This is a genomic window from Pseudomonas sp. UTLPPB19802 (assembly GCF_059730225.1).
Genome location: NZ_AP048545.1, coordinates 6432697 through 6452767 on the forward strand (window position 1 = coordinate 6432697; position 20071 = coordinate 6452767).

General features: G+C 63.7%; 22 protein-coding genes. 11 read left to right on the top strand and 11 right to left on the bottom strand.

Going from position 1 to position 20071, the window contains the following annotated elements; translation table 11 throughout:
• Nucleotide 1: 1 nt before the first annotated feature.
• From scpB to AC6I6U_RS28150, 4 genes are read right to left on the bottom strand one after another with little or no spacing between them, the layout of a single operon-like run.
• A complete protein-coding gene (gene scpB / locus AC6I6U_RS28135; protein WP_497879245.1) occupies nt 2–1057 on the bottom strand; it encodes an SMC-Scp complex subunit ScpB in 1056 nt (351 codons plus the stop codon).
• Between the two features lie 12 nt (nt 1058–1069).
• Nucleotides 1070–1888, bottom strand: coding sequence for a segregation and condensation protein A (locus tag AC6I6U_RS28140; RefSeq protein WP_497879246.1), 819 nt, complete (start codon nt 1886–1888; stop codon nt 1070–1072).
• Nucleotides 1889–2518 carry an L-threonylcarbamoyladenylate synthase gene (locus AC6I6U_RS28145; protein ID WP_497879247.1) on the bottom strand — a complete coding sequence of 210 codons (630 nt, stop codon included), beginning with the start codon at nt 2516–2518 and terminating at the stop codon, nt 1889–1891.
• 13 nt (nt 2519–2531) lie between these two features.
• Nucleotides 2532–3398, bottom strand: a complete 867-nt coding sequence (locus AC6I6U_RS28150; RefSeq protein WP_497879248.1) for a PHP domain-containing protein — start codon at nt 3396–3398, stop codon at nt 2532–2534.
• 84 nt (nt 3399–3482) lie between these two features.
• On the opposite strand from AC6I6U_RS28150, the gene AC6I6U_RS28155 reads away from it, so the two are divergent.
• The 6 genes from AC6I6U_RS28155 (at nt 3483) to AC6I6U_RS28180 (ending at nt 7717) form a co-directional block, all read left to right on the top strand.
• On the top strand, nt 3483–4079 hold the full coding sequence (locus AC6I6U_RS28155) for a septation protein A (protein ID WP_497879249.1): 597 nt from the start codon (nt 3483–3485) through the stop codon (nt 4077–4079).
• 1 nt (nt 4080) lies between these two features.
• The gene (locus tag AC6I6U_RS28160) at nt 4081–4380 is read left to right on the top strand and encodes a YciI family protein (RefSeq protein WP_497879250.1); all 300 of its coding nucleotides are present in this window, start codon (nt 4081–4083) and stop codon (nt 4378–4380) included.
• A gap of 109 nt (nt 4381–4489) precedes the next feature.
• Nucleotides 4490–4897 (top strand): SH3 domain-containing protein, encoded by a 408-nt coding sequence (locus AC6I6U_RS28165; protein WP_497879251.1) that lies wholly within the window; start codon nt 4490–4492, stop codon nt 4895–4897.
• Nucleotides 4898–4931: 34 nt separating this feature from the next.
• Complete coding sequence (locus AC6I6U_RS28170; protein WP_497879252.1) at nt 4932–5609, top strand: response regulator transcription factor; 678 nt, start codon at nt 4932–4934, stop codon at nt 5607–5609.
• A 261-nt stretch (nt 5610–5870) separates the two neighbouring features.
• Entirely contained in the window at nt 5871–6305 is a 435-nt protein-coding gene (locus AC6I6U_RS28175) for an LTXXQ domain protein (RefSeq protein ID WP_497879253.1), read from the top strand.
• 77 nt (nt 6306–6382) lie between these two features.
• Nucleotides 6383–7717, top strand: a complete 1335-nt coding sequence (locus AC6I6U_RS28180; RefSeq protein ID WP_497879254.1) for a sensor histidine kinase — start codon at nt 6383–6385, stop codon at nt 7715–7717.
• A gap of 10 nt (nt 7718–7727) precedes the next feature.
• Here AC6I6U_RS28180 and AC6I6U_RS28185 read toward each other — a convergent pair whose 3' ends face one another.
• Complete coding sequence (locus AC6I6U_RS28185) at nt 7728–8288, bottom strand: nitroreductase family protein (protein ID WP_497879255.1); 561 nt, start codon at nt 8286–8288, stop codon at nt 7728–7730.
• 119 nt (nt 8289–8407) lie between these two features.
• Between AC6I6U_RS28185 and AC6I6U_RS28190 the strand changes: the two genes are divergently transcribed.
• Nucleotides 8408–9862: a TrkH family potassium uptake protein gene (locus tag AC6I6U_RS28190; RefSeq protein ID WP_497879256.1), complete on the top strand. Its 1455-nt coding sequence runs from the start codon at nt 8408–8410 to the stop codon at nt 9860–9862.
• On the opposite strand, the gene AC6I6U_RS28195 is transcribed toward AC6I6U_RS28190, so the two are convergent.
• On the bottom strand, nt 9819–10880 hold the full coding sequence (locus AC6I6U_RS28195) for an AraC family transcriptional regulator (RefSeq protein WP_497879257.1): 1062 nt from the start codon (nt 10878–10880) through the stop codon (nt 9819–9821). The two genes, AC6I6U_RS28190 and AC6I6U_RS28195, sit on opposite strands and share 44 nt — an antisense overlap.
• A 161-nt stretch (nt 10881–11041) precedes the next feature.
• Between AC6I6U_RS28195 and AC6I6U_RS28200 the strand changes: the two genes are divergently transcribed.
• Nucleotides 11042–11353: an Mpo1-like protein gene (locus AC6I6U_RS28200; RefSeq protein ID WP_497879258.1), complete on the top strand. Its 312-nt coding sequence runs from the start codon at nt 11042–11044 to the stop codon at nt 11351–11353.
• Between the two features lie 36 nt (nt 11354–11389).
• Here AC6I6U_RS28200 and AC6I6U_RS28205 read toward each other — a convergent pair whose 3' ends face one another.
• Nucleotides 11390–12211, bottom strand: coding sequence for a UDP-2,3-diacylglucosamine diphosphatase (locus AC6I6U_RS28205; protein WP_497879259.1), 822 nt, complete (start codon nt 12209–12211; stop codon nt 11390–11392).
• 131 nt (nt 12212–12342) lie between these two features.
• Between AC6I6U_RS28205 and AC6I6U_RS28210 the strand changes: the two genes are divergently transcribed.
• The 3 genes from AC6I6U_RS28210 to AC6I6U_RS28220 all read left to right on the top strand — a co-directional run bounded on the left by AC6I6U_RS28210 (nt 12343) and on the right by AC6I6U_RS28220 (nt 14513).
• Nucleotides 12343–13101 carry an AraC family transcriptional regulator gene (locus AC6I6U_RS28210; protein WP_497879260.1) on the top strand — a complete coding sequence of 253 codons (759 nt, stop codon included), beginning with the start codon at nt 12343–12345 and terminating at the stop codon, nt 13099–13101.
• 78 nt (nt 13102–13179) lie between these two features.
• Nucleotides 13180–14070, top strand: coding sequence for a DMT family transporter (locus tag AC6I6U_RS28215; protein WP_497879261.1), 891 nt, complete (start codon nt 13180–13182; stop codon nt 14068–14070).
• 146 nt (nt 14071–14216) lie between these two features.
• Nucleotides 14217–14513, top strand: coding sequence for a hypothetical protein (locus tag AC6I6U_RS28220; protein WP_497879262.1), 297 nt, complete (start codon nt 14217–14219; stop codon nt 14511–14513).
• A 53-nt stretch (nt 14514–14566) separates the two neighbouring features.
• On the opposite strand, the gene AC6I6U_RS28225 is transcribed toward AC6I6U_RS28220, so the two are convergent.
• The 4 genes from AC6I6U_RS28225 to recQ form a co-directional block, all read right to left on the bottom strand.
• Entirely contained in the window at nt 14567–14851 is a 285-nt protein-coding gene (locus tag AC6I6U_RS28225) for an Rdx family protein (RefSeq protein ID WP_497879263.1), read from the bottom strand.
• 15 nt (nt 14852–14866) lie between these two features.
• Nucleotides 14867–17008: a motility hub landmark protein FimV gene (locus tag AC6I6U_RS28230; protein WP_497879264.1), complete on the bottom strand. Its 2142-nt coding sequence runs from the start codon at nt 17006–17008 to the stop codon at nt 14867–14869.
• A 180-nt stretch (nt 17009–17188) separates the two neighbouring features.
• Entirely contained in the window at nt 17189–17623 is a 435-nt protein-coding gene (locus AC6I6U_RS28235) for a MarR family transcriptional regulator (RefSeq protein ID WP_497879265.1), read from the bottom strand.
• 152 nt (nt 17624–17775) lie between these two features.
• Nucleotides 17776–19905 carry a DNA helicase RecQ gene (gene recQ / locus AC6I6U_RS28240; RefSeq protein ID WP_497879266.1) on the bottom strand — a complete coding sequence of 710 codons (2130 nt, stop codon included), beginning with the start codon at nt 19903–19905 and terminating at the stop codon, nt 17776–17778.
• Nucleotides 19906–20071: the final 166 nt, after the last annotated feature.

Consider the following 20071-nt stretch of genomic DNA (forward strand, 5'->3'; position numbering starts at 1 on the left):
CTCAATCTTCCCACTGGCGCCGTTCGTTCTCGATGGCCTCGGCCAACGCCAGGGCCTCGGCCTCTTCGTCACTCAACTCAGGCACGGGCTCGGGCTTGGCGGCGGCATCCAGCGCGGCGACCGCCGCCAGCAGGCGTTCGCGGGCTTCGGCAGCGCCCACCAGGTCTTCCTCCGACTCGTCCGTGGCTTCGTCAGACTCCGGCTCAGGCTCGAATTCAGACTCGGTATCAAACTCGGAGCCCAGCTCAGGCTCCGTGTCCTCCTCCAGCTCCGGCAGATCAAACATCCCGGGCTCATCCCCGGATGATTCGATCGGCAGCGGAACATCACCATCGCGCAGCAGATCGTCGAAATCGGTCTTGATCCCCTCTTCCATGGAGTCCAGCTCCAGCAACAGGGTATGGAAGCTGGTCTCTTCCTTCTTCGGCTCGTCCTCCGCATCCGGGTCGACACTGGCATCGGCCAGCGCCTGCAGTCCCTCGGGCACCGGCGCGTCGTCGAACTCGAGCACCGGGTCCGGTTCCAGCTCGCGCAGCTCCGCCAGCGGCGGCAGGTCATCGAGGTTCTTCAGGTTGAAGTAGTCGAGAAAGGCCTTGGTGGTGGCGAACATCGCGGGCTTGCCCGGCACCTCTCGATAACCGACGACGCGGATCCACTCCCGCTCCAGCAGGGTCTTGACGATCTGGCTGTTGACCGCTACGCCCCGCACATCCTCGATCTCGCCACGGGTGATCGGCTGGCGATAGGCAATCAGCGCCAGGGTCTCCAGCATCGCCCGCGAGTAACGTTGCGGGCGCTCCTCCCAGAGCCGGCCGACCCAAGGGGCGAACTTCTCGCGAATCTGCAGCCGATAGCCGGACGCCACTTCCTTGAGTTCGAAGGCACGACCATCGCAGGACTTGGCCAGGATCGCCAGGGCTTTCTTGAAGACCGGCGGCTCCGGGCGCTCGCCCTCCTCGAACAACTCGTACAGGCGTTCCATCGATTGCGGCTTTCCCGAAGCCAACAGAAAGGCTTCAAGCAGCGGGGCCAGCTCGCGGGGTTCAGTCAGGTTCATTGATTAAGCTCGTTATTCGGCTCGGGCACGCACGTGGATCGCCGCAAAGGGCTCATTCTGCACCAGCTCGACCAGGGATTCCTTGACCAGTTCGAGGATCGCCATGAAGGTCACGACCACGCCGAGCTTGCCCTCCTCGGCGGTGAACAGCTCGACGAACGGCACGAAACCGCCGCCCTTGAGGCGTTCGAGCACGTCGCTCATGCGCTCGCGGGTCGACAGTTGCTCACGACTGACCTGGTGGCTTTCGAACATGTCGCCACGGCGCAATACCTCGGCCATGGACATCAGCACCTCTTCCAGGGCGACATCCGGCAGCAGCTTGCGCGCACGGGCCTCGGGGGCGTCCAACTGCGGGACGATGATTTCGCGGCCGACCCGGCTCAGGCCATCGATGCCCTCGGCGGCGGTCTTGAAGCGTTCGTACTCCTGCAATCGGCGAATCAGTTCGGCCCGCGGGTCGTCTTCCTCTTCCTCGACCTCGGCCGAACGCGGCAGGAGCATGCGCGACTTGATCTCGGCGAGCATCGCCGCCATCACCAGGTATTCGGCGGCCAATTCCAGGCGCACCGACTGCATCAGCTCGACATAGCCCATGTACTGGCGGGTGATTTCCGCCACCGGGATGTCGAGGATGTCGATGTTCTGCTTGCGGATCAGGTACAGCAGCAGGTCGAGCGGGCCTTCGAAGGCTTCGAGGAAGACTTCCAGGGCATCCGGCGGGATGTACAGGTCCACAGGCATTTCCATGACCGCCTGACCATAGACCATGGCGAATGGCAGTTCCTGCTGGGCTCCGGCCTGGCTGTCGACAGTTTCAACGGCGGACATTCAGGCCTCGACCATGAACGGCGCAGGATCACCACAACCCACGCGCACCACTTGCGGATCGCCGTCGGCCAGGTTGATCACGGTGGAAGCCTTGAGCCCGCCAAAACCGCCATCGATGATCAGGTCGACCTGATGCTCCAGCAACTGGCGAATCTCGTAGGGATCGACCATCGGTTCGCTCTCGTCCGGCATGATCAGGCTCACGCTCATCAGCGGCTCGCCCAGTTCGGCCAGCAGCGCCAGGGCGATCGGATGACTGGGGATACGCAGGCCGATGGTGCGTTTTTTCGGATGCAGCAACAGCCGCGGGACTTCCCGGGTGGCGTTGAGGATAAAGGTGTACGGCCCCGGCGTATGCGCCTTGAGCAGGCGGAACAGGCCGGTATCGACCTTGGCGAACAGCCCGAGTTGCGACAGGTCGGCGCAGATCAGCGCGAAGTTGTGCTTGTCGTCCAGTTGCCGCAGGCGCCGTACGCGCTCGACCGCATTCTTGTCGCCGATCTGGCAACCGATGGCATAGGACGAGTCGGTCGGATAGATCACTACCCCACCCTTGCGGATGATTTCCACTGCCTGCTTGATCAGGCGCGCTTGCGGGTTTTCCGGATGTATCTGGAAAAATTGACTCACGTTGTCTTCCTGTTCAGGCGCGGGCAGTAGATGGCTGGTCATATTTGAACCGACGCCAGAGTGGTGGCAAGTCCTCGGGAACCGGGCGGTACTCACCGATCTCGGACCAGCCCCCAGGGCCATGGAAATCGCTGCCGGCACTGACCAGCAGCCCGAACTCACGGGCCAGGATCGCCAGGCTGCCGACCTGCTCGGCCGGCTGGTGCCCGTTGACCACTTCGATTGCCTGGCCTCCCGCTTGAATATAGTCGGCAATCAGCTTGCGGCGCTTGCTGCGGGTGAAATCGTAGTGCCAGGGATGCGCCAGGCTGACCCAGGCGCCAGCCGCCCGCAGGGTGCCGACGGTGTCCTCGAGGGAGGGCCAGTGCAACTTGACGTCGCCCAGCTTGCCGGCACCGAGCCACTTGCGAAAGGCTTCGGCGCGATCCTTGACGAACCCCGCGCGTACCAGGAAATCGGCGAAATGCGGGCGCGCCGGGGCATTGCCGCTGTCGCCCAGTTCCTGCTGGATCGCCCGCGCGCCCTCGAGCGCACCGGGCATGCCCTTGAGTGCCAGCTTGCGAGCGATTTCCTCGGAGCGCAACCAACGCCCCTCATGCAGCCGGGCAACCGCCTCGACCAGCGGCGCCGCGTCCACGTCGAAACCGTAGCCCAGCACATGGATGGTCGCGCCGCCCCAGGTGCAGGACAGCTCGACGCCGTTGACCAGTTGCATGCCCAGGGCCTGCGCGGCTTCGCGGGCCTCGGCCAGGCCTTCGAGGGTGTCATGGTCGGTCAGGGCCAGGACTCGCACGCCTCTCTCGTGCGCACGGGCAACCAGGGCCGCTGGCGCCAGGGCGCCGTCGGAGGCCGTGCTATGGCAGTGCAGGTCGATTTCCACGGGAACTGAATAACCTCTGGGTGGCGCTTTCGCTGGCAAGTATGTTTGTTATTATGCCGCTACATCCTGCTTCTGGCTGCCACTGTGAAACAATTCATCGATTTCATCCCGCTGTTCCTGTTTTTCATCGTCTATAAAATCGAGCCCCGCCTCATCGACATCGCAGGTCAAAGCGTGACGCTCGGCGGCATCTACAGCGCCACGGCAGTGCTGATCGTCAGCTCGCTGGTGGTCTACGGCGCCCTGTTCATCAAGCAGCGCAAGCTGGAAAAAAGCCAGTGGCTGACGCTGATCGCCTGCCTGGTATTTGGCAGCCTGACCCTGGCCTTCCATAGCGAAACCTTCCTCAAGTGGAAAGCCCCGGTGGTCAACTGGCTGTTCGCCCTGGCCTTCGCCGGCAGCCATTTCATTGGCGACCGGCTGCTGATCAAGCGCATCATGGGCCACGCCCTCAGCCTGCCGGAACCGGTCTGGACGCGCCTCAACCTGGCCTGGATCGTGTTCTTCGTGTTCTGCGGTGCGGCCAACCTGTTCGTCGCCTTCACCTTCCAGCAGTACTGGGTCGACTTCAAGGTATTCGGCAGCCTGGGCATGACCCTGCTGTTCCTGGTGGGCCAGGGCATCTACCTGTCCCGCCACCTGCACGACGCCGATTCGACCACGCCTAAAACCGAGGACTGACATGCTCTACGCGATCATTGCCACAGACGTTGAAAACTCCCTGGAAAAACGCCTGGCGGCACGCCCGGCCCATCTGGAGCGCCTGCAGCAGCTCAGTGCAGAGGGCCGGGTAATCCTCGCCGGCCCGCACCCAGCCATCGACAGCAACGATCCGGGTGCTGCGGGCTTCACCGGTAGCCTGATCGTCGCCGAGTTTGATTCCCTGACCGCTGCCCAGGCCTGGGCCGAAGCCGATCCGTTCGTTGCCGCCGGCGTCTACGACAAGGTCGTGGTCAAGCCATTTCGCAAGACCCTGCCTTGATATCAACCTGTACGACGCCCGCTGACCGGGTGTCGTGCAGGACGTTACTCATTATTCCCGCCCAACCGCCGACAACATCCTGAATACCGATTGGAATCAGGAGTTTCCGATGCGTAAAGGTCCGTTGTGCCTGCTGTTGATCACCTTGTCGCTGGGTGCCAGCGCACTGGCCGAGGAAGACGGTGCCGGCAATGCCGTCCCCCTGTCGCTGAGTGCCGCAAGCCAGATCAACGATCTGCAGCAACGCCTGAAGGAAAGCGAGCGGCTGCGGGATGACCTGGGCAAGCAACTGGCCAATGCCGATGCCGGACGCGAAAGCGCCCAGTTGAGCCGCTTGCGCCAGGAGAACCAACGCCTCAAGCTGCAACTCAAGGAAGCGCTGGCCAACCCGGCCACCCGCCTGCTGACCGACCAGCAGCAATGGTTTGTTACCGGCGCGGGAGTTGCACTCCTGGCCCTGCTCTGCGGTATCTTCGCCAGTGGCGGACGCAGACAGCGTCGGCAATGGTTGAATTGAGAGCGCCCTACGGCGATCTGTTATCGAGAACTTCATGAGCGACCTGTTACTGATTGACGATGACCAGGAGCTGTGTGAGCTGCTGGGCAGTTGGCTGAGCCAGGAAGGCTTCCAGGTACGTGCCTGCCACGACGGCCTCAGCGCCCGCAAGGCCCTGGCCGACAGCGCGCCTGCGGCGGTGGTGCTGGATGTAATGCTGCCCGACGGCAGTGGCCTGGAACTGCTCAAGCAACTGCGCAACGACCATCCGGAACTGCCAGTGGTGATGTTGTCGGCTCGCGGTGAGCCACTGGACCGGATTCTCGGCCTGGAACTGGGCGCCGACGACTACCTGGCCAAACCGTGCGATCCACGGGAGCTGACCGCGCGCCTGCGCGCCGTGCTGCGCCGTAGCCACCCGACGGCGACCTCAAGCCAGCTGGAACTGGGCGACCTGTGCTTCAGCCCGGTACGCGGCGTGGTCACGATCGACGAGCAGGACTTCACCCTCACCGTCTCCGAGAGCCGCCTGCTCGAAGCGCTGCTGCAACAGCCGGGCGAACCGCTGGACAAGCAGGAACTGGCGCAGATCGCCCTGGGGCGCAAGCTGACCCTCTATGATCGCAGCCTGGACATGCATGTCAGCAACCTGCGCAAGAAGATCGGCCCGCACCCGGACGGACGGCCGCGGATCGTGGCATTGCGCAGCCGCGGCTATTACTACGCGCCCTGATGCGGCGGATGGCCGCCGTTGGCGGTTCGCGGGCAAGCCACGCTCCTACAGCCTTGTGTCGTGCACTCGAAATGCATTCTTCGCGAACCTGTAGGAGCCGGGCTTGCCCGCGAACCGCCAACGGCAGCCATCCACGCCCAATGTCAGTCTACCGGCAAAACTTCTTTACCCAAGCTTTACCCTCCGCTGACCGCCACTGACCTTGATCTCCTTAATCTGTACTCACCCGGACTGACCGGAATCGAGACAAGGAGAAACACCATGCGCAAGACCCTTATCGCCCTGATGTTCGCTGCAGCCCTGCCAACCGTTGCCATGGCCATGCCCGAAGGCGGTGGCCCGATGGGTGGCCCAGGTGGTCCCCACGGCGGCGAACACCACTGGAAAGGCCCCTACAGCCAGCTGGACCTGAGCCGCGAGCAGCGTCACTCCATCGGCAAGCTGATGGGCGAACAGATGCGCGACCGCAAGATGCTCGCCGAGAAATACCTGGCCAAGCTGTCACCAGCCGACCAGGCAGCCTTCAAGAGCGAACTGGACGCCTCCCGTCAGAAAACCGATGGGGAAATTCGCGCCCTGCTCAAGCCTGACCAGCAGAAGACCTTCGACGAGATCCAGAAAAAACGCGCCGAACGCCGCGCCGAATGGGCCGAATTCAAGGCCTGGAAAGCACAGCACGCGCAAAAAGCGCAATAATCTGCGCTGCACCAAGCCCGACGGCCAACGCCGCCGGGCTTTCCCTGTTTGAACCGGATTCGATTTGAGGACTTGCTGTGCGATCACTGTTCTGGCGCATCCTGGCCAGCTTCTGGCTGGCCATTGCCCTTGTCGCGGGGTTGTCGATTCTGCTCGGGCACATGCTCAACCAGGACGCCTGGATTCTCAGCCGGCATCCGGGCCTGGCCACCCTGGCCGAGGACTGGACCCAGGCTTATGAAGACCAGGGCGAGGAAGCCGCCCAGGACATCCTCGAACAACGCAAGAAGCAGTACCACATCGATGTCCAGGTGCTCAATGAAAGCGGCGATCCGGTCGTGCGCGGCACCTTCCCACGCCGCGCAGCCGCCTTCGAGGCCCGGCAGAACAACGATGACCGGCGCCTGCCATGGCGACGCCTGACCGTCGAGTACACCAGCCCGAAAAGCGGCGACACCTACCTGCTGATCTACCGTATCCCCCACCCGGAGCTGGATGCCTGGCACCGTGGCAGCCTGCTCTGGCCGCTTAGCGCGCTGGGCATCGCACTGGTGGTGCTGACCCTGTTCAGCCTGCTGGTGACCCTGTCGATCACCCGTCCGCTCAGCCGCCTGCGCGGTGCGGTGCATGACCTGGGCCAGACCGCCTACCAGCAGAACAGCCTGGCCAAGCTGGGGTCGCGCCGCGATGAGTTCGGCGTGCTGGCCAAGGACTTCAACCTGATGGGCGCACGCCTGCAAAGCCTGATCGGCAGCCAGCGGCAGTTGCTCCGCGACGTGTCCCACGAACTGCGCTCACCGCTGGCACGCCTGAAGATCGCCCTGGCCCTGGCCGAACGCGCATCCGCCGAAGAGCGCGAGCGACTGTGGCCACGCCTGACCCGCGAGTGTGATCGACTGGAAGCGCTGATCAGCGAGATTCTTGCCCTGGCACGGGTCGACGCCGACCAGGCCAGCGCCGAACAGGTCGACCTCAATCAGATGCTGACGACCCTGCAACGGGAAACCATGCTCGGTGAGCCGTCGCACACCGTGCAACTGGAGGCAGAGCCGGAATTGAGTCTGCGCGGCTGGCCAACGATGATCGAACGGGCTGTGGATAACCTGCTGCGTAATGCCCAGCGCTTCAACCCAGAAGGCCCGCCCATCGAAGTCCTGGCACGACGCCAGGCCGGACGGATCGAAATCAGCGTCCGAGACCACGGCCCCGGTGCCGAAGCCGAACACCTGGCACAACTGGGCGAGCCGTTCTTCCGTGCCCCGGGGCAGACCGCCGCTGGGCATGGCCTTGGCCTGGCGATCGCCCGCCGGGCCGCGGAGCGCCATGGTGGCAGCCTGACCCTGGCCAATCATCCGCAGGGCGGCTTCATCGCCACCCTGGACTTGCCACTGGTGCCAGGGGTTACGGCTTGACCACCAAACCTCAGGCCGACCAGGCGCTGACGAACGGTGCCACATCCACTTTCGGCGCCGCCCGCAGTTCATTCTGCGGCGTGCCTAGGTAGAGGAACGCGATCACTTCCTCGTCATCGCCCAGGCCCAGGCCCTTGGCCACGTGCCGCGAATAGGACAGCTCGCCGGTGCGCCAGACCGCCCCGATGCCCTGGGCATGCGCCGCCAGCAGGATGCCATGGGCCGCACAGCCGGCGGCCAGCAGTTGCTCGGACTTCGGCACCTTGAAGTGCTCCTGCAGGCGCGCGACCACGACCACCACCAGGGGAGCCCGCAGAGGCATGGCAAGGGCCTTGTCGAGCGCGGCCTGGGTCACCTCACCGCCTTTTTCCTGCACGGCTTCAGCCAGCAACTGACCCAGTTGCTCGCGCGCCGTACCTTCCACCGTCAGGAACCGCCACGGCTGCAACTGGCCGTGGTCCGGGGCACGCATGGCCGCCTGGAACAGCACTTCGCGCTGGGCCGCGGTCGGTGCCGGGTCCAGCAGGCGCGGCGCGGAAACACGGTTGAGCAAATTGTCGAGAGCCTCCATGGGCTACCTCCTGAGGAAAAATGTGCGGCTATTCTAGCCATATCCGCGCGGCCGCTGGCGGTTTACATGGCCAGGCCCGCAGGTAGAATGACCGCCTTTCCCTGCCCAGAGCTTATTTCATGGCGTTGCCGACCCTGCGCATCATCGGTTTCATCATCGGCATCTTCCTGATCACCCTCGCCATCAGCATGGTCATCCCCATGCTCACCCTGGTGATTTTCGACCGCACCAGCGATATGCCGTCGTTCCTCTGGGCCAGTACCATCACCTTTATCGCCGGCCTGGCCCTGGTAATTCCCGGCCGCCCGGAGCAGGTGCATCTGCGTCCGCGGGACATGTACCTACTCACTGTCTCGAGCTGGGTGGTGGTGTGCATCTTCGCCGCCCTGCCGTTCCTGCTGACCCTGCACACCAGCGTCGCCGACGCCTTCTTCGAAAGCATGTCGGGCATCACCGCCACCGGTTCGACGGTGCTCAGCGGGCTGGACGACATGTCTCCCGGCATCCTGATCTGGCGGTCGCTGCTGCACTGGCTGGGGGGCATCGGCTTCATCGGCATGGCGGTGGCGATCCTGCCGCTGCTGCGCATCGGTGGCATGCGCCTGTTCCAGACCGAATCCTCGGACCGCTCGCAGAAGGTCATGCCGCGCTCGCACATGGTGGCCCGCCTGATCGTGACCGCCTATGTCGGCATCACCATCCTCGGCACCCTGGCCTTCTGGTGGGCCGGTATGAGCCTGTTCGACGCGGTCAACCATGCGATGTCGGCGATTTCCACCGGTGGTTTCTCAACCTCCGACCAGTCTCTGGCCAAATGGCACCAGCCCGCGGTGCACTGGGTCGCAGTGGTGGTGATGATTCTTGGCAGCCTGCCATTCACCCTCTATGTCGCGACCCTGCGCGGGCACCGCAAGGCGCTGATCAAGGATCAACAGGTACAGGGGTTGCTGGGACTGCTGCTGATCACCTGGCTGGTGCTCGGCACCTGGTACTGGTGGACCATCGACCTGCACTGGCTCGAGGCACTGCGCCACGTGGCGCTGAACGTCACCTCGGTGGTCACCACCACCGGATTCGCCCTGGGCGACTACAGCCTGTGGGGCAATTTTTCGCTGATGCTGTTCTTCTACCTGGGCTTCATCGGCGGCTGTTCAGGGTCGACCGCCGGCGGGATCAAGATCTTCCGCTTCCAGGTCGCCTACATCCTGCTCAAGGCCAGCCTCAACCAGTTGATCCACCCGCGGGCGGTGATCAAGCAGAAATACAATGGTCACCGGCTCGACGAGGAAATCGTCCGCTCGATCCTGACGTTCTCGTTCTTTTTTGCCATCACCATCTGCGCCATTGCCCTGGCCCTGTCGCTGATCGGCCTGGACTGGATGACCGCGCTGACGGGTGCTGCCAGCACCGTGTCCGGAGTCGGGCCGGGTCTTGGCGAGGTGATCGGCCCCTCGGGCAACTTCTCCAGCCTGCCCGATGCGGCCAAATGGATACTCTCTGTCGGCATGCTGCTCGGCCGACTGGAGATCATTACAGTGTTTGTGCTGTGTATTCCGGCGTTCTGGCGTCACTGACCAGCACCACCGTGCCCTGCAGGCGTGCCCGGTATTCGCCGGGCGTCACCTCGAACCAGCGGCGGAATGCCCGGAAGAAATTGCTCGGATCGGCAAATCCCAGCAGGTAGGCAATTTCCAGCAAGGCCATGCGTGGCTGCGCCAGGTACTGTTCGGCCAGTTCGCGACGGGTGTCGTCCAGCAGGGTCTGGAAACTCGTCCCCTCCTCCTGCAAGCGGCGCTGCAAGGTCCTCTGGGACAGGTGCAGGGCCTGCGCCACGGTTTCGCGCTTGGGCTCCCCCTGGGGCAGCAGTCGGCACAGGACCTGGCGGGCCTTGTGGGTCACCCGGCTCTCGGAGAAACGCGCCAGGTATTCCCCGGCAAAACGATCGTGCAGCAATGCCATGGCTTCGTTGGCCGTCGGCAACGGCGCTTCCATGTCGGCCTTCTCGAAAATCAGCGCATCGTAGGGTGCATCGAAAACCAGCGGCGCGCGGAACGCCTGTTTGTAGGGACCGATATCCTCGGGACGCGAACCCTGGACCAGCACCTGGCGCGGCTGCAATGTCCGCCCGGTCAGCCAACCGCACAAGGCCAGGGCGCACGCCAGCGACGCCTCGGCACTTTGCCGGGTCGGCGGCAGGTGGTCGCCGTGCACGGTGAGAATCAACGCATAGCCTTCGGGCAACAGGCGAAAACTCAAGTCCGCGCTCTCGGCGATGATCCGCTGGTAACGCACCAGGCGCATGAAACCTTCGGCCAGGGTTCGGCTGGACATCAGCGCGTAACCGGCGACATGGAAGGACGCCGGTCGCACCACCTTGCCCATGTTCAGGCCGATCGCCGGGTTGCCGGAAAGCTCCACCGCCCGTTGCCAGAGACGGGTCATCGAATCCTGGGGGAAACGTGCATCAGGATCGTCCAAGGCGGCGTAATCAAGTCCCAACTGCTGGAAAAGGGCGCGACAATCCAGACCGTCCAACTCCAACGCCTTGACAATCCCCATCGCCCAGCTTGCAGAAGTGGTTCTCTCACTCATGGCCTGTTCTTTACATGATATGCCGGATACAACGACTGATAGCCTAAGGATACTAAAGTGGCGCCCATTGTCACTGGCCGTCACCGCCAATCACTCTAGACTGGAATAGACTATCCGTGGAACAACCCACGCCCGCCGATAAGAAGTACGGAGAGTACTCGATGGAAAGCGTCAGGAAATTCAACAGTTTCGCCGAGTTTTACCCGTATTACCTGAACGAACACGCCGACAGCACCTGTCGCCGCCTGCATTTCGTCGGGACCACCCTGGTGATTTTCATTCTCGCCCTGATCATCGGGCGTTCGGCCTGGGGGTTGCTGCCGTTCCTGCCGTTGGCCGGCTACGGCTTCGCCTGGGTCGGGCACTTTTTCTTCGAGAAGAATCGCCCGGCAACCTTTCAGCATCCTTTCTACAGCCTGCTGGGCGACTTCGTCATGTACCGCGACATGCTGCTGGGCCGGGTGCCGTTCTAGCAGCCCGTCGCGTTGTGCAGGGAGGACCGGCAGGGCTCAGCCGGGCTGGGTGACCTTTTGCAGGTCCAGCTTGAGCTGGGCCTCCCTCGCCTGGGCTTCGGCCAGTCGATACAACTCGATGGTGCCGTCCCAGTGCTCGATCAACGCCGTGCAGGATTCGACCCAGTCGCCGCAGTTCAGGTACTCCACTTCACCGACATGACGAATCTCGGCATGGTGAATATGCCCGCAAACCACGCCGTCGAGCCCGCGCTTCACGCACTCGTGGGCGATGGCCTCCTCGAAGTCGCTGATGAAGCTGACTGCGGTCTTGACCTTGTGCTTGAGGTAGGCCGACAGCGACCAGTAGCCATAACCGTAGCGGGCCCGCCAGTGGTTCAACCAGCGATTGAGGGTCAGGGTGAATTCGTAGGCCGAGTCACCGAGAAACGCCAGCCAGCGGTGATAGCGGGTGATGACATCAAACTGGTCGCCATGGATCACCAGCAGCTTGCGGCCGTCAGCGGTGACATGCACGGCCTCATCCACCAACTGGATATTGCCGAGGATCAGCTTCGAGTAACGGCGCAGGAACTCGTCATGGTTGCCGGTGATGTAGATGACTTCGGTGCCACGCTTGCTCATGGTCAGCAGGCGGCGGATCACGTTGGTGTGCGCCTGGGGCCAGAACATGCCGCCGCGCATCTTCCAGCCGTCGATGATGTCGCCCACCAGATAGATGCGGTCGGCATGATACCCCTTGAGAAACTGCGACAGATGCTCGGCCTGGCAATCACGGGTGCCAAGGTGCACATCGGAAATCCACAGGGTTCGCACACGCTGCTTGCGACTGGGTTTGGCGAGCTCCGCACGGGTCATGGGCATTCTCCGGATTTTTCCTGAGCTTGCACCGGGGCAGTGAACTGACCATGACAGTTGCACGACAGTCTTGTGACTGCCGCCGAAACGCCCCAAGCGGTGTAGACTGAGGGTCTGCCGAGGAGACCGCCATGGGCCCGTTCCTGACCCTGCGCCAGTACAGCGAAGAATTGATTGTCCACAGTCACGCCCATGCCCAACTGGTGTTCGGGTTGTCCGGTCGGCTCGACTTCGAAATCGAAGGCCATGGCAGCCGGGTGGTGCAGCAGAGCGTTGCCGTGGTCCCCTACGATGCCCATCACACCTGCGGCAGCCCGGATCGCAGCCGCTGCCTGGTGCTGGATGTGCCGGACGAGCATTGGCTCATCGAGTCGCTGGGCGAGCATGCCGACGCCAGCCGGCGCCTGATCGACCGTGCCGGCCCACTGGCCCTGAATCCCAGCCAGGGGCGGCTGGTCGACTGGCTGGCTACCAGCCCGGTACACGACCCGTTGATCGCCCGGCAAGGCGCGGTACTGCTGCTGGCCAGCCTGAACACTCCGACTGCGGCTGTCATCGCCGACCGGCGCTTGCCCCTGGCGGCCCTGGATGCGCACATCGACCGTTACGCCGCTCGCCCGCTGCAGGTGGCCGATCTGGCACGCATCGCCGGGTTGTCCAACGCCCGGTTGCATGCCCGGTTCATGGCCGAGTGCGGACAAACGCCAATGGACTACATCCGCAGTCGACGGCTGCGTCTCGCCCTCGCCCTGCTGCGCGAGTCCACGCTGCCGGTGGGCGAGATCGCCGAACGCGTCGGTTATAGCTCCCAGAGCGCGTTCTGCGCTGCCGTGCTGCGCGAATACGGCGCCTCACCGACCGCACTGCGCCGCGAGCCTGGCGACAACTGACGCGAGTCCGGCGACAGACAGCAAGACATGCAGCGCCCTAGAATGCCAGCCTGTGCATAACGGCTTCCAAGGATCACCATGACTCCCCGCTCCGCACTCGGCGCACTGCATATCGGCGCCCTGATGTTCGGCCTGACCGGCGTGTTCGGCAAACTGGCCGCCGCCTCCCCCACCATGATCGTCTTCGGGCGCGCGGGTTTTGCCGTGATCGCCCTCGCGGTGTTCGCCGGCTTCGCCCGCAACAATGGCTGGCAGCGCCTGCAGGCGCAGGACTGGCGTCGCCTGCTGGGTAGCGGGCTGCTGCTGGCCGGGCACTGGGTCAGTTTCTTCCTCGCGGTGAAGGTCGGCGGTGTTGCCGTCGCCACCCTGGGGTTCGCCAGTTTCCCGGCGTTCACCGTGATCCTCGAAGGAGTGATTTTCCGCGAACGCATCCGTCTCAACGAAATCCTCCTGGTGGTGCTGGTGAGCATCGGCCTGGTGCTGGTCACCCCCGAATTCGACCTCGCCAGCCAGGCCACCACCGGCTTGCTCTGGGCCGTGCTGTCCGGGCTACTGTTCTCGCTGCTGTCGCTGAACAATCGGGCCGGCTCCGGACGGATCAACCCCGTCCAGGCGGCACTGTGGCAGAACCTGGTGGTCGCCGCCTGCCTGCTGCCCTGGGCCGCACCGAACCTTGCCGAGGTCCGCGCCCTGGACTGGCTTTGGCTGGCCCTGCTCGGGGTGTTCTGCACCGCGGTGGCCCACAGCCTGTTCGTTGCCAGCCTGGCGGTGATCAAGGCGCGTACCGCCGCGGTGGTCTTCGCCATGGAGCCGGTCTACGGGATCAGCGTCGCCTGGCTGCTGTTCGGCGAAAACCCGAGTGCCCGCATGCTGCTCGGCGGCGCACTGATCATCGTCGCCATCTTCCTGTCGAGCCTGCTGAGTGGTGCACCTCGCCGCAAAAACCTGGAAGTGGCCACCGCCCCATGATTTTCGGCGGCTGTCCTATACTTGCAGCATCCGCAACAGCCAGCCGTCGTTTCCCGGATAGCAGGGCTGCTCGGCGACGGCGGCAGTGATCCAGGCAGTAGCTCGATGCCAGTTGCCCTCCAACTCAAACTGTGGAGGGTTCATCCATGGAATTCATCAGTCTCCTGATTCAACTGGTCAGCGGCGCGGTGGGCGGTAACATCGCCGGCGCCGCCACCAGCAAATACTCACTGGGTCCCTGGTTCAATTCGCTGGCCGGCGGTATCGGCGGGGTGGTGTTAAGCCAGGTGCTTTCTGCCATTACCGACGGCAGCCTGGGCGGTGCGGTCGGCGACCTGGACCTGGGCTCGATTGTCAGCGGGATCGCCAGTGGCGGGGTCGGTGGTGCGGTATTGAGCCTGATCGCCGGATTCATCAAGGCCAAGCTCAGCAGCACCGAGTGAGCCCATGGAGTGGCGCCATTGTCGCCAGCCGGCGGCAATGGCGGATTCACCGATCAGCGGGCCTCGTTATGGCCCAAGTCGCGCTCGGGATCGATCTGGTCGCGTACCCGCTGCTTGAGCACCTTGGCTTCGGGGAAACCGCCGTCGGCCTTGCGCTCCCAGATCTGCACGCCATTGCAGGTGATGCGAAACACCCCGCCGGTCGCGGGCTCCAGCGACACCTTGCCCAAGTCGTCGGAGAACGTACTCAGCAGTTCCTGGGCAAGCCAGGCGGCTCGCAGCAGCCACTGGCACTGGGTGCAATAGGTAATGACGATTTCCGGCCTGGTTGCGCTCATGACTGGCTCGGCTCCCTAGCGAATGCTGGCAAGCAGGGTACGCGCCGTCTGCTTGAGTGGCTCGTCCCCTTCCCTGAGCAGCTCGTGCAGCAGTTGGCTGGCATGATCCAGATCGCCGACATTGATGAAGGTCTGGGCCTGTTCCAGTTTGCTGGCTGAAGCCTGTTCACGCTCCAGGCTGTCGAAGTCCACTTCCAGCGGCTCGATATCGAGCGGTTGGCTGTCGTCCATGAAACCGTCAAGAAAGTCGTCGTCCAACGCATCGCCGTCCAGCGGCAGGCTCAGTTCGGTTTCAACCGGACGCTCGGGTTCAGGCTCGGCGAAATCGCTGAGAAACTGCTCGTCGGGCATCTCGAACACATGGGGCAGTTCATTGAGGTTACTGGCGAAATCCTGATCGACACCTGAAACGGCAGGTGATTCTGCGCTGGCCTTGTCCCGTTGTGGCAATGCGTTGTCGAACGGGCTGACCAGATCCCAGTCGGAGTCCATCGACAGGTCATCGAGGTTGAGCTGGAACTCGTCTTCCAGTGGTGTCGGCTCAGGCTCGGACTCAGCCTTGGGCTCCTTTTCCAGCCAGTCGGCGGCGAGTACTGGCGCAGCCAGCGTTGCGGCGGCAGCCACGGTCGCGGCAACGCTGGCTGGCGTCGGCGCGGGTGCGGGTTGCGGGGCCGGCGTCGGGGCGATCACCACTGGAGCGACGGGCGCAGCCTGCGGGGCCGGAGCCTGTGCTGCCTGCAATTTCGGATGCTTGCTGCGCAGGTCACGCAAGGTCGACTCGCTGAAACCGGAGTCCAGCAGGCTCTGCTCTTCGACCGTGTAGCCGGCGTTGTCGCCCTGCTGGGCCAGCACATCCAGCAGGCGCAGGCGCAAGTCGGTGCGCTGGGGCTCCTTGAGAATGGCCTCACGCAGAATGCCCGCCGCTTCCTTGAAGCGACCGTAGGCGATGTAGATACTCACGCCTTCCAGGGCATCGGGGACTTCGCTGGTCTCGCGGCGTGCCGCCATGGCCAGCGGTTCGATCCGTTCCGCCGGGGCACTGGCCGCGGCCGGAACCGGGCGACTGACCATGGGCGGGTCCTGTAGCAGCGGGCCGGGCCCAGGTTCGACTGCCACCGCAGTCGCGCCACGTCGACGGCGGATTACCAGGGCTACGGCCAGCAGCAGGAACAACAGCGCCAGCGCAGCCAGCAACAGCAGGTTCGGCCAGGCAGATTGCTCGGCAACAACCGGTGCCGGAACCGCCGGAGGGCTCACCGGGACAGGGGCAACGACGGGGGCCGCGGCCTTGGCCCTGAGCTGCGCCAACTGCGCTTGCAGTTCGCCCAGCTGTTTCTGGTCGACAGCAATCTGCTCATCCTGGCTCTTCAGGCGAGCCTGCTGCTCCTCGACGGTCTTTTGCAATTGCTGGTTTTCCAGGGTCGCCGCCGCCAACTGCTCGGCATTCTGCGTTGCTTCGCTCGGCGCAGCCACAGGAGCCGCCGCCGTGCTGCCCGGCACCACGGCCACATCCGGCAGCAATAGGCTCTGGCCAACACTCAGACGATCGCTGCCAGGGTTCAGGGCGCGGATCCCCTGGGACAATTCGTTGACACTGGCCTTGCTGCCCGCCTCGTTCAGCCGCTTGGCGATACTCCAGAGGCTGTCGCCCTGGGCCACGGTGTAGCGCTTGCCCTGGGTCGCCGGTGGTGGCGCACTGGCGACAGCGGGTGCCGGCTGTTCCGGCACGACATTGCTCGTTGGCGGGGTATAGGTGCCGCTTCCCGGCGGATCGAGCAGCACGGTGTATTCGCGCAGCAGACGACCATTGGGCTGGTTGACCTGGACCAGGAAATTCAGGAAAGGCTCGCTGACCGGCTTGCTCGACTGCACCCGGATGAAGCTGCGATTGCCTTGCAGGACCGGCGTGAAACGCAGGTCATTGAGAAAGAACGGCCGTTCGACGCCAGCCTGGGTGAACTCTTCAGCCGTTGCCAGGCTGATCGACAACTGGTCTTCGCTCACATCGCCCGGATCGACCAGGGCGATCTGCGCATTGAGCGGCTGGCTGAGCGCCGAATGCAGGGTAATGTCCCCCAGCCCCATGGCCGAAGCCAGCGCCGGATGCAGCAATGGCAGAACCGCCAGGGCCATCCAGCGCCGACGGTTCCTGATCACCTGGGACTTTTCCGTGGAACACCACGACGCGGACTGCAAACTCTCGAGCATGAGTATCCCTTAAAGGCCCGGCATCACCCCGCAGCGATCGGGGCGAAAATGCCAACACAATACACAGAACCAGTAAATCTTATAGTCTGCCGGCCAGGGATTCTCCAAATCCGGCAGTACGGGAATGCCTCAGGATTTTTCCAGATTCGCCAATATCCGGCTGTGAACCCGCATGCTGATGCGCAGTTCCTCCTCGTCGACGCCCTCGAACAGTTCATGGCGCAACGCGGTGGCAATGGTTTCGATCTGATCGATCAACGGCCGCGCCGACGGACAGAGCACGATCTTCTTGGCCCGGCGGTCCTCGACGACAGAGTGACGCTGCACCAGCCCCTGGGTTTCCAGGCTGTCGAGCAGGCGCGCCAGGGTTGGCCCTTCCACTCCGACGCTCTGCGCCAGCTCACGCTGGGTCGGTGCCTCGGAAAAACGCGCGAGGTGCAGCAGCACCAGCCAACGGGCCTGGGACAAGCCCAGGCCGGCCAGCCGGCGGTCCAGTTCGGCACGCCAGCCGCGGGACATTTGCGCCAGTTGCATGCCAAAACGGTGTTCATCGGTTAACGACATAAAAAACTCATGGTCAGACTTAAAATAGACAAAACTAATTATTAGTCAGCTAAGCATGGAGCCCGGCTGGAGGCAAGACTTGAGCTGTGTGCAAACATGACTTGTCGCAAATAAAACAGAGATAGGCCGGGGAAGCGTCCATTTCCCTCTCCTCATAGTTCGAATTCGGCTTGCAGGGCGGCCCGCACACAATACAGGACGCCTTCGGGCACACGTCCGGCGAACAGTTCGGCGATCTCGCTCACGGCGGGCAGCTCCCCCTCGCCATCGAGGAAGGTGTCCTGGATTTCCCCCATCAGATCCTCGGGCAGATCCAGGGCCTGCTCCAGCGACAGCTCCTGGCGACCAATGGCCTCGGCCAGCAGCGTGTAGACGTTCTTTTCCGAACATTGCAACTGGCCGGCGATCTGCAGCGGAGTCATGCCGGCACGCGCCAGGCTGATCAGTTCGTGGCGGATATCAGCGACCGCCTTGGGCGTCTCGGCCTCTCCTGCCAGTACCTCGAGGAACGCCTCGCCATAACGCTCCAGCTTGCGTGCACCGACGCCACTGACCCTGGCCATCTCGGCCATGGTCGTGGGTTGACTGCGGAGCATCTCCAGCAGCGTCGAGTCGGGAAAGATGACATAGGGCGGCACAGCATGTTCCTGGGCCAGCTTGCGCCGCAGCGCACGCAAGGCTTCCCACTGCTCGCGCTCCTCGCCGCGCACCAGTTGACTGGCCGGGCTGGCGGAGACGCTCTTGGCGGCGACCTGCGGCTTGAGGTCACGGCGCAGTTCCAGGTTGACTTCGCCACGCAGCAGCGGCCGGCAAGTGTCACTCAGGCGCAGGCCGCCGTAGCCCTCGATGTCGATATCGGCCAGGCCGCGTGCCACCAATTGGCGGAACAGCGAGCGCCACTCGCCCTCGCTGAGCGCCTTGCCCACGCCGAACACCGCCAGGTGCTGATGGCCGAAGCTACGAACCTTGTCGTTCTCCTTGCCCAGCAGCACATCCACCAGATGACCGACGCCATAGCGCTGGCCGGTGCGGTAGATTGCCGACAGCGCCTGGCGAGCCGGCTCGGTGGCGTCCCAGGTCTGCACGCCATCGACGCAGTTGTCGCAATGGCCGCAGGGTTGCGGCATGTCTTCATCGAAATAGGCCAGCAGTGTCTGGCGGCGGCAGCGGGTTTCCTCGCACAGCGCCAGCATGGCGTCGAGCTTGTGATGCTCCAGGCGCTTGTGGCGTTCGTCGCCCTCGGAGTTCTGCAACATCTGCTTGAGCATCACCACGTCCTGCAGGCCGTAGGCCATCCAGGCATCAGCCGGCAAGCCATCACGGCCGGCACGACCGGTCTCCTGGTAGTAGGCCTCCAGGGACTTGGGCAGATCGAGGTGAGCAACGTAACGCACGTTGGACTTGTCGATGCCCATGCCAAACGCAATGGTCGCGACCATGATCAGGCCTTCCTCGTTGAGGAAGCGCTTCTGGTTGTCCGCCCGGGTTTCGGAGGGCAGCCCGGCGTGATACGACAAGGCCGGGAAACCCTGCTCGCAGAGCAGCGCGGCAACTTCGTCGACCTTCTTGCGCGACAGGCAGTAGACGATTCCGGAGTCGGCACGCCGTTGCGAAAGGAACGCCAGCAACTGCTTGCGCGGCTGCTCTTTCGGTACGATGCGATAGAAGATGTTCGGCCGGTCGAAGCTGGAAAGGAAACGCTCGGCGTTTTCCAGGTGCAGTCGGTTGACGATCTCTTCGCGGGTACGCTTGTCGGCAGTAGCGGTCAGGGCGATGCGCGGGACATTCGGGAACATCTCGGCCAACTGGCCGAGTTGCAGGTATTCCGGGCGGAAGTCGTGGCCCCATTGCGAAACGCAGTGGGCCTCGTCGATGGCGAACAGGGCGATATCGAGATTCTGCAGGAACGACAGCATGCGCGGCTGGACCAGGCGTTCGGGCGCCAGGTAGAGCATTTTCACTTCACCGCGACGAATCCGCGCGGCCAGTTCGCGCTGCTGCTCAGCGCTCAGCGTCGAGTTCAGCGCCGCCGCCGCGACACCGAGTTCCTCCAGCGTCGCGACCTGGTCGTCCATCAGCGCGATCAACGGCGATACCACCACCGCCAGGCCATCGCGCAGCAAGGCCGGAACCTGATAGCACAGCGACTTGCCGCCGCCGGTCGGCATCAGCACCAGGGCATCGCCGCCGCTGGCCACGCGCTCAATAATGGCACCCTGGCGACCGCGAAAGCTGTCGTAACCGAAGATGTCCTTGAGGACGCGTTGAGCCTGTTCGAGCATAGCCACTCCAAAAATCACCGAAATCCCCCTGCAAAGGCTGGTCGAAAAGCCGCTGTCTTGACGGAAAAAACCGTAAGCGGGCATTTCTCCAGCCGTTACGACCAGCATTGGGGTATTACAAAACGCGGCAGTATACCCGAGCGTCGGACGGCTAAGGGCGATGTCG

Bases quoted from the DNA above. Each gene is read 5' to 3' on its own strand.
- scpB (WP_497879245.1), bottom strand. From the start codon at position 1,057: ATGAACCTGACTGAACCCCGCGAGCTGGCCCCGCTGCTTGAAGCCTTT.
- AC6I6U_RS28140 (WP_497879246.1), bottom strand. From the start codon at position 1,888: ATGTCCGCCGTTGAAACTGTCGACAGCCAGGCCGGAGCCCAGCAGGAA.
- AC6I6U_RS28160 (WP_497879250.1), top strand. From the start codon at position 4,081: ATGCTCTACGCGATCATTGCCACAGACGTTGAAAACTCCCTGGAAAAA.
- AC6I6U_RS28165 (WP_497879251.1), top strand. From the start codon at position 4,490: ATGCGTAAAGGTCCGTTGTGCCTGCTGTTGATCACCTTGTCGCTGGGT.
- AC6I6U_RS28170 (WP_497879252.1), top strand. From the start codon at position 4,932: ATGAGCGACCTGTTACTGATTGACGATGACCAGGAGCTGTGTGAGCTG.
- AC6I6U_RS28175 (WP_497879253.1), top strand. From the start codon at position 5,871: ATGCGCAAGACCCTTATCGCCCTGATGTTCGCTGCAGCCCTGCCAACC.
- AC6I6U_RS28185 (WP_497879255.1), bottom strand. From the start codon at position 8,288: ATGGAGGCTCTCGACAATTTGCTCAACCGTGTTTCCGCGCCGCGCCTG.
- AC6I6U_RS28190 (WP_497879256.1), top strand. From the start codon at position 8,408: ATGGCGTTGCCGACCCTGCGCATCATCGGTTTCATCATCGGCATCTTC.
- AC6I6U_RS28195 (WP_497879257.1), bottom strand. From the start codon at position 10,880: ATGAGTGAGAGAACCACTTCTGCAAGCTGGGCGATGGGGATTGTCAAG.
- AC6I6U_RS28200 (WP_497879258.1), top strand. From the start codon at position 11,042: ATGGAAAGCGTCAGGAAATTCAACAGTTTCGCCGAGTTTTACCCGTAT.
- AC6I6U_RS28205 (WP_497879259.1), bottom strand. From the start codon at position 12,211: ATGACCCGTGCGGAGCTCGCCAAACCCAGTCGCAAGCAGCGTGTGCGA.
- AC6I6U_RS28210 (WP_497879260.1), top strand. From the start codon at position 12,343: ATGGGCCCGTTCCTGACCCTGCGCCAGTACAGCGAAGAATTGATTGTC.
- AC6I6U_RS28215 (WP_497879261.1), top strand. From the start codon at position 13,180: ATGACTCCCCGCTCCGCACTCGGCGCACTGCATATCGGCGCCCTGATG.
- AC6I6U_RS28220 (WP_497879262.1), top strand. From the start codon at position 14,217: ATGGAATTCATCAGTCTCCTGATTCAACTGGTCAGCGGCGCGGTGGGC.
- AC6I6U_RS28225 (WP_497879263.1), bottom strand. From the start codon at position 14,851: ATGAGCGCAACCAGGCCGGAAATCGTCATTACCTATTGCACCCAGTGC.
- AC6I6U_RS28235 (WP_497879265.1), bottom strand. From the start codon at position 17,623: ATGTCGTTAACCGATGAACACCGTTTTGGCATGCAACTGGCGCAAATG.
- recQ (WP_497879266.1), bottom strand. From the start codon at position 19,905: ATGCTCGAACAGGCTCAACGCGTCCTCAAGGACATCTTCGGTTACGAC.